Genomic DNA, 8,211 nt, shown 5'->3' with positions numbered 1-8,211 from the left:
GCCGGCCGACGACGATATGCAGCTTGAAAATAAAGAAGCGATGGTGAAATCCTAACTAAGTGGATTTCTTCCATCGCTTCTTTTTACGTCCTGTTATGGTGTTCTTACGCTTGAATTTTAAAAGCCTTAAGAGATTATGTTTTCGAAAACATTAATTTCTTAAGACTTTTATCGTTACTATTTCTTAAAATTTATCAAAAGCTAGCTATTTTCTAATATCTGAAACCATATTTTCTCTCCGCTACTAATATCAACATGTTTTGTAAAATTAATATAAATTTATTAAACTCTTATATTTTTTGTATAGCTAGTGATGTAAAATATCCATCACGTAACTTTTGGGCTAATTTTACCGAATTTTCTTTTAACACACGGTATTCTTCATCTGAAATTTTGTCTAGTGTATCATCTAAATCATCTAAATTCGAAATAACAACCCCAACATTATTTTCTTTAATAAAGTCTGCCATGGCAGCTTTTTCCCAAATAAGTACCGGAATACCTGTACTTAAATATAATGATGTTTTGTGAGGATTATTAAATAGTAAATATTTTCCAAAAGTTCCTTCACATTTTCTTGTACTTGGTCCATCCCAAATTAATCCAAAATTTTGTTTTAGATGTTGCGGTAATTCTTCCGGCGAATACTGACCTCGATATTTTAAGCAATCATTATATTTCTTAAACATATTTGGCCCAAAAACATCAATCCTAGTCTTAATATCTACTTTAGATAAAAATTCTGATTTAATGAGATTCCCTGCAAAGCATACTGATTTGTTATATTCAATATTTCTTTGAATTGGTTGAGGATTATCATAATCAAAAATTTTTAATTCTATCATTGATGCACTGCATCCATGTTCCAATAACCATTCTTTCATTTTTTTATTATGAACAATTAGCTTATCTGCCCTGTTAAACCAATTAATTTCTTTATTAATGGTTTCTAAATTTGTAGACTGTAATGATTGAATATCATGAATCCATATTACCAGTTTTTTTACTTTATTTTTCCTTAGACTATCTATCAATTGTTCCATTATCATGTCAGATGAAATCGGATGTTGAATGATAGCGTTATCTATTTTTTCCCCTCTTATCATTCTAGGTAATACTAACTTGGTATAAATAATCCTTCTTAATTTTGGTATATATGGATTAACTTCAAAAGAATAATAATTCTTCTTTTGTAAAAAATTTATAATATCTTCTTTAGCCTTTAATCCACCTATATTTTTACTTCTATCCATTGAAGTAATCACCCAATTATTACTCAATTTCACTGTCACTTCCTTCCTCAAAAAAATTCGTATTAGCAAAAAATGCGATGAAAATAATATTAAAAGAAATTTCTATGAGATGTTGATCAATCAATGAACTTAACAATACAAATAATAGCATAATTTCCAATGAATACATTTTTTTATTTATAAAATTGCTAGATAATGATAGTAAGAATATTAAAACTATTATGAATATAACAAAGCCATTCATCATTAATATCCTTAAATAACTGGAGTCAATATAAAAATATTCAAAATATCCTTTATGAATACCCCCATTACCATTTTGAACTACCTCTTGACCAAATAATGTCACATTGTATTTTGTAAAAGCTGCATGTCCAAATTCAAGTCTTCTAGTCAATATCTTATTTATAATAACTAATAAGATATTAGTCTTGTCATATAAATATGTCAATCCAATTATTCCCAGTATAGATAGAACGGTAAGGATATTAATTACCTTTGCCTTCATTACAATTAATGCCTTAGTTATATACTTCTTAAACAATGCTACCATAATTATTAATAGCATTAGAAGTGTATCTAACTTAGTATCCGTTACAATGTAAACGAATGCTACCATACTTATGGCTATTATATACTCTGAAAAAAGTAACTTAAACTTTCGAAAAGTAACATAAGTAAGTAATAGGTAGAATATTCTTGCCGCAAAATCTGTTGTATAAACAAATCCAAGAGCATATCTAATAGCAGTTGCCCCATCTCTACTATTAGTTAACCCTATTATTATACCTAATTTTGCAGAAACAATTACTACCACAGTTCCTACTGAAATAATACCTATAAATAGCCTAAGTATTCTTCTAAAATCTACACCTCGCGCTGCCACTACCAATACGTAATAGTAAAATAAATCCATCACCTCTGCATTTAAGGAACATACCCACAAAAATAACCCTAGGATACTTATTAGTAATACCTCTTTTTTATCATCATATATATCAAAGAAAAATATTTTAATAACAGCTATTAAAACACCGACAAGTTGTCCAATACGTATGATATTACTTGGTACAAGCACTATGTACATAGTGCCTGCTAAAAAATTAAATGCTACATATACTCCAAACGCCAACAAATATACTTGCTCTTTTAATTTACTATTTAAAGATAGAGCTCTTCGTTTTTTCACAAGGCTATCTATCATAGCTTTCAATCCTAACACATCTTTTCTATTAGTTTACTAATCCTTAATGACAATAGTACATCCCATACTTTACCTTTAACTTGCGTACGTTCCCTATAATCATGGTACCTATACAATTTAAATAGTCTAAATACACTAGGATTTTGATAAAACACCATTCGTGCTTTTAAATAACCTCGAACATATGTCAGTTGTAAAGTTGAAGGTATTATACTTTTTTCCATATTAGACAACGCTCTCAATCTTTCTTGAAATTCATCCGCTCTTTCATTCTGATTAAAAAAGCGTATTGATGCTTTCAATCCTTTCCCTGTGGCAGACCCTAAAGTATTATTATTATGCATTCTATACATTGTCAATTCTTGATTTAAGAATGCACATCCGCCCCCAATTGAAGCAAGAATATTTAAGTACCAATCATGTGGCATATCTCCCACATAATTTTTTAAAAAAATTTCTTTTAATTCCTTAGTTATAGCCATTGTACACCCAGGAGAAATATTACTTATAAGCAAACTCTCAACACTATAATAACTTAATTTATCAATTTTCTTCATTGAATGAAGAAAATTTGCATTATACGAATTTTTACCTAATTTTACTTTTATTTCTTCAGAGTTACTATTAATTAAACAGACACCACTATTTAAAGCTTTTATATTCTTATTCAGTCTCATTGCATCTGACATTAACTCTATTTTTCTTTCATTCCACTCATCATCTTGGTCTGAGAAAAATATAATATCTCCCTTGGCATCTAGAAGCAAATTTTTAAAATTTTTTCTATATCCTTCATTTTGCTTATTGACCGATAACTTCCAATTATCTAAATTATTCTTCTTTATAAAATTATAAATTACTTGGACAGTTTTATCTTCAGAACAGTCATCATGTATAATTACTTCACTAGGTTTTACCGTTTGCATCAATATAGACTGAAGTTGTTTTTCAACATACTTTTCTCCGTTATAGGTAGCCATCACTATAGAAATCATCTATTTCTCCATCCTTTTCATGACAATCTTTGTAATATCATCTAAAATTGTGGGTTTCAATATTAATAGTATTACCACATATATCACTATGCCTAAAAAAACTTCTACAAATATTGATAAGATACTTGTATGCAGCATAATATTTAAATAAAATACCGGTAAAAACATTAATATACCTGCTAAAAAATATTTAGGCACATTTATAAAAAGTTTTTTTAAGTTTAATTTATTTCTTACACAATATAGTTGATAACAAGTTACAGCTAGTTCAGATAATACAGTTGAAATCATCGCCCCATTTAATCCTAAAATCATAATCAATGGAATATTTAAAACAATATTTACAATAGCTCCCATTACAACAGAGGTTGTATAATATCTAACATTGTTAGTAGGTAACAAATATTGATTACCTATAACATTACTCCATGCTATTAATAAAATAATTGGTGATTCAATCATCATAACAACACCTACAGGATCGTAACCCGGTCCATAAAAATATGGCCCAAAATGCAATGATACTCCTGTAATCCCAAACATCATTGCAATAGCTAAGCACGAAACATAGTCAAAAGATTTTTCAACTAAGATATTAACCTTACCCGTTTCCCCTTTAGAAAATGCACTAGCAACATGTGGCAACATCACTGTTCCAGTTGCTGTAATAAGTGATAACACCATTTTAATTAGTGTGTCCGAGTAATTGTAGTAACTTGATGATGTTTCACTAACCATCGCACCTAACATTGTCTTATTTAATTGTGCATATATTTGAATAGCTACTTGTGGAGCAAAAAATGATATGGTTGGTAAAATATGTCTCAGTGGTTTTAATTCTTTAAGATTCACTCTAACTAAAATTTCCTTTAAGTATGGCCAAAACGTTAGATTACCCACTAACGTTCCAAGAGACAGTATTAAAATGTATTTATTTAAATCTGATGGTTGTTTTATAAAAATAAAAATAAAGCAAACAGTTACTACCTTAACTAATGTATTTCTAATAACTATTTTTTTAAAATCTTCTAACCCCATAAATAGCCATGATATATCAAAGAAAACTGCTACTATATATATGGATTGAAGCCACATGTACGTAACATTACTTGAATAGAATCGCATAAAAAAAATGAAAAAGATATATGACGCTAATACTGCTAGAAATTCTACAACAATAATTTCATAAAAAATTTTGCTTACTTCTTTTTTACTATTTTGTACGTATGCGATTTGTCTATTACCATATAGTGATATACCTAATCCTGCAAACAAAACGAAATACTGAATTATCGAATACGTGTACGTGTTCACACCAGTTTTATATGGGCCCAAAACACGACTTATATAAGGTGATGTAATAAGTGGAAGAACTAAAGCTAAAACCTGATAGCCTGCATTATATAAATAATTACGAATTACCTTCATAGTTTAACCTTTAAATTCTTCTCTAACTATTTCTAAAGCCGCTGCAATTACTTGATCCATATTGTAGTATTTGTATTGACCTAAACGACCACCAAAAATGACGTTGCTTGCATTCTTGGCTGCATATGCTTTATAAGCTTGGTACATTTCATTGTTACGTTCATTGTTCACTGGATAATATGGTTCATCACCACGTTGCCAATCAGCTGGATATTCACGGGTAATAACCGTTTTACCTTTTTCACCTTTACCATATTCAAAGTGCTTGTGTTCGATAATCCGTGTGTAAGGTGTTTCGGCATCCGTGTAATTAACTACGGCATTCCCTTGATAGTTATCTTCGTCAAGAATTTCTGTTTCAAAACGTAAGGAGCGATATTCTAATTCACCTAATTCGTAGTTAAAGAATTGGTCAATCATCCCAGTAAAGACCACCTTATCAAATTCAGCCAGGTATTGGTCCTTCTTATCAAAGAAGTCAACACCTGTTTCAACCGTAATATTTTCGTGGCCCAACATTTTTTCAACGATTTGGGTGTACCCTCCCATTGGAATTCCTTGGTAAAGATCGTTGAAGTAGTTATTATCATAAGTTAATCGAACTGGTAAACGCTTTATAATAAAGGATGGTAATTCAGTCGCTTTCCGTCCCCATTGTTTTTCAGTGTAGCCCTTAATTAACTTTTCGTAAATATCTGTTCCAATTAAGGAGATGGCTTGTTCTTCCAAGTTTTCAGGTTCTTTACCATCTAAAACCGCCTTTTGTTCTTCAATTTTTGCCATCGCTTCTTGTGGTGTAACAACGCCCCAAAGCTTATTGAAAGTGTTCATGTTAAATGGTAAATTGTATATTTCACCATTGTAATTGGCCACTGGAGCATTCGTATAACGATTAAATTCTGCAAATTGTTGGACATAGTCCCACACTTCTTTATTGGAAGTGTGAAAAATGTGGGCCCCAAATTGGTGAACCTGAATGCCATGTACTTCCTTGGTATAGATGTTACCTGCAATATGATTACGCTTTTCGATTACTTTTACTTGATGACCTCGCTTGGCCGCTTCGTATGCAAAGGTTGCTCCAAAAAGCCCTGCACCTACTATTAAATAATTTGTCATTATAGTTCTCTCCTTTTCTATAAATCAAAGTAATTACTTTTGTTTATATATACCAAAATGCCTAACAACAAAAGGTGCTTTTATTTGGTGTGGTGAAGTCCATTTCAAACCACTAACATTATTCGATTCGATGTAGTGTATCCCTTTAAAAACTGTTGTTCCTTTAGAATTAACCATGTAGGTATCATAATATAATCTTATTTTACCATTTTCTATAACAGCTTCGGGAGCTTCTACAGATTTATTACCATTATCAATAGACAGCTCCTTTGACTTATAAGGACCTTCAAGTTTTTTAGATACAGACATCATAATTTTTTCAGTATTATAGCTCTTATAAAACATAATGTATCTGCCATGATAGTAAGTAATATTTGCATCAATATTATTACCAGAAAAGTCACCTTGTATTCTTCTCCAGTTATTAGCTATCTTACCCGTCCTTACATCAATATCAGATATATAGTTAGCCATATCATTGTCTTGACGGGACCAACCTGACATAACTACCTTATAGTTACCATACTTATCTTTTACAAATTCTGGCGCCCACTCATATTTATTAGTAAAATATTCTGAGTGCGCCCATGGCACCCGTTCCCAATTTTTAAAGTCTTTAGTTCTTATTAAGCCTTTCGTATAAATAATATACCAAAAATTACCGATTTTAGTTATATGTGGGTCCCTAATATTAATTTTAGGATAACTAATATGAAGAAATTTCCAATCCTTTCCATCATCAGAATAAATAATACGTAAACTATCTTTACCCGTTTTCTTTCCGTGATACGTTCTAGATAAGTTATAAGGATCTGCTTGCCAACCATTCTTAATCGGAACTGTCATAGGTTGAAAGGTAGTAGCTATATACTTAGCTCTATTTAAATTATCCATTTCATCGTCAAAATTTTTTGCTTTAAATTTCAAAGTCACATATTGATGCTTATCATTAAAAAATACGTTATGTCTTACTAACTTGTACCCTGGAACCGAATCATTTAATGTATTTGCAAAAAGAGGCAACCATGGTTTAGAAGTATATGTTATAGGTTTTATAAGTAATTTTGTGCCATTTTCATCGACAAAATTTACTGTTATTTTAGAATTTTTTTCTCCACAAATCCACAAGATGCTACCTATCACCATACATATTAGAACTGTAATAATTAAATATAGAATTTTTTTCTTCACGTTTAAATCTTTTAACCTCTCAATCCACATATTTAATTTTTGTTATTTAACGTCCAAGTAGAAATTTTATATACATTTTAAAAAGATAGAATAAAATATATATTTGTGCATAAATCCCCCGTGTTCTCCACCTTTTTACTGTTGTATTTATCGTATTTGTATATTTCCGATACTCTCTAACTAACTTCCTTACTTGGAGTGTATATCTGTAATCCTCTGACTTTCCATCAGATGTATGCCATATATCTTTTATCGGTATAACAAAATTTTTAAACCCTGCGTTGGAAGCTATTAAACACTGTTCAACAGCGTATAAGTGCCATCCTTCTTTAGAAGGAAAAGGATGTTCCTCCCAAAATTTTTTTGACATTATGAATAGCGCCTCATCAACGGTTTGAACTTCTACGGGGGCATTTATTTTAGTAGAATTGGGAACCGAAATTTTATTCTTTCCATGTACTATATTAGTAACAATTATTCTGTCGCCCCCCACAAGCTCTTTAGGACTGCCAGCAATTCCCACAACTCCAAATTTTTTTAAAGATGATAACTGAAATATAATATCAGATAATGCAGTAGTTGCTGTAAAACGAATATCTGGATGTAAAAATATCAAAATGTCTCCCGTACTTTTTGCAGCAGCAGTATTATAGGCTTGTCTTGCTGACGAATACTGCTTCTTATCATTCCAAATTGTAATCAACTCATAATTAACATTAACCTGAGTTTTAAGATTATTTATAAATTCTAAATATATATCTTTCTTATTAGCAATCGTTATTAATGTAACCTTATTCATTTCCATTTTATGGTTTAAACCTTCCTGCATTTATAATACTCTTTTTACCATGACTTTCTAAATTTTACTCACTCATCTTAAAGCATTAAATTAACCATCATTTGCATGATAGATGTAGTAGTTTTAAAATTATGAAGCCTCAAATTCTATATGAAAATAATAGTTTCTGCTGTTAGAATAAAAAATGTACAAGTTAAAATGAGGTCCTGAATCAGTTATAAT

The 8,211-nt window shown here is 30.4% G+C and carries 7 protein-coding genes; all 7 read right to left on the bottom strand.

Annotated features, from left to right (window positions below; translation table 11 throughout):
• Nucleotides 1-290 precede the first annotated feature (290 nt).
• The 7 genes from FC36_RS05605 to FC36_RS05575 are packed head-to-tail and all read right to left on the bottom strand — an operon-like array spanning nucleotide 291 to nucleotide 8,019.
• The gene (locus FC36_RS05605; RefSeq protein WP_225349966.1) at nucleotides 291-1,286 is read right to left on the bottom strand and encodes a glycosyltransferase; all 996 of its coding nucleotides are present in this window, start codon (nucleotides 1,284-1,286) and stop codon (nucleotides 291-293) included.
• On the bottom strand, nucleotides 1,273-2,466 hold the full coding sequence (locus tag FC36_RS05600; RefSeq protein ID WP_056986759.1) for a hypothetical protein: 1,194 nt from the start codon (nucleotides 2,464-2,466) through the stop codon (nucleotides 1,273-1,275). The genes FC36_RS05605 and FC36_RS05600 overlap by 14 nt, the downstream gene beginning before the upstream one ends.
• Nucleotides 2,467-2,468: 2 nt before the next feature.
• Complete coding sequence (locus tag FC36_RS05595; RefSeq protein WP_025021475.1) at nucleotides 2,469-3,452, bottom strand: glycosyltransferase family 2 protein; 984 nt, start codon at nucleotides 3,450-3,452, stop codon at nucleotides 2,469-2,471.
• A complete protein-coding gene (locus FC36_RS05590) occupies nucleotides 3,453-4,880 on the bottom strand; it encodes an oligosaccharide flippase family protein (RefSeq protein WP_025021474.1) in 1,428 nt (475 codons plus the stop codon). It abuts the gene before it with no gap.
• A gap of 3 nt (nucleotides 4,881-4,883) precedes the next feature.
• Nucleotides 4,884-5,999: a UDP-galactopyranose mutase gene (glf, locus tag FC36_RS05585; RefSeq protein WP_025021473.1), complete on the bottom strand. Its 1,116-nt coding sequence runs from the start codon at nucleotides 5,997-5,999 to the stop codon at nucleotides 4,884-4,886.
• A gap of 33 nt (nucleotides 6,000-6,032) precedes the next feature.
• Entirely contained in the window at nucleotides 6,033-7,190 is a 1,158-nt protein-coding gene (locus tag FC36_RS05580) for a glycoside hydrolase family protein (RefSeq protein WP_025021472.1), read from the bottom strand.
• Nucleotides 7,191-7,236: 46 nt separating this feature from the next.
• Nucleotides 7,237-8,019, bottom strand: a complete 783-nt coding sequence (locus FC36_RS05575; RefSeq protein WP_023860057.1) for a glycosyltransferase — start codon at nucleotides 8,017-8,019, stop codon at nucleotides 7,237-7,239.
• Nucleotides 8,020-8,211 lie beyond the last annotated feature (192 nt).

The sequence above is a fragment of the Ligilactobacillus equi DSM 15833 = JCM 10991 genome (assembly GCF_001435735.1).
GTDB classification, from domain to species: Bacteria; Bacillota; Bacilli; order Lactobacillales; family Lactobacillaceae; genus Ligilactobacillus; species Ligilactobacillus equi.
The sequence above is the reverse complement of the archived record's forward strand: the minus strand, read 5'-3'. Positions and strand labels throughout refer to the sequence as shown.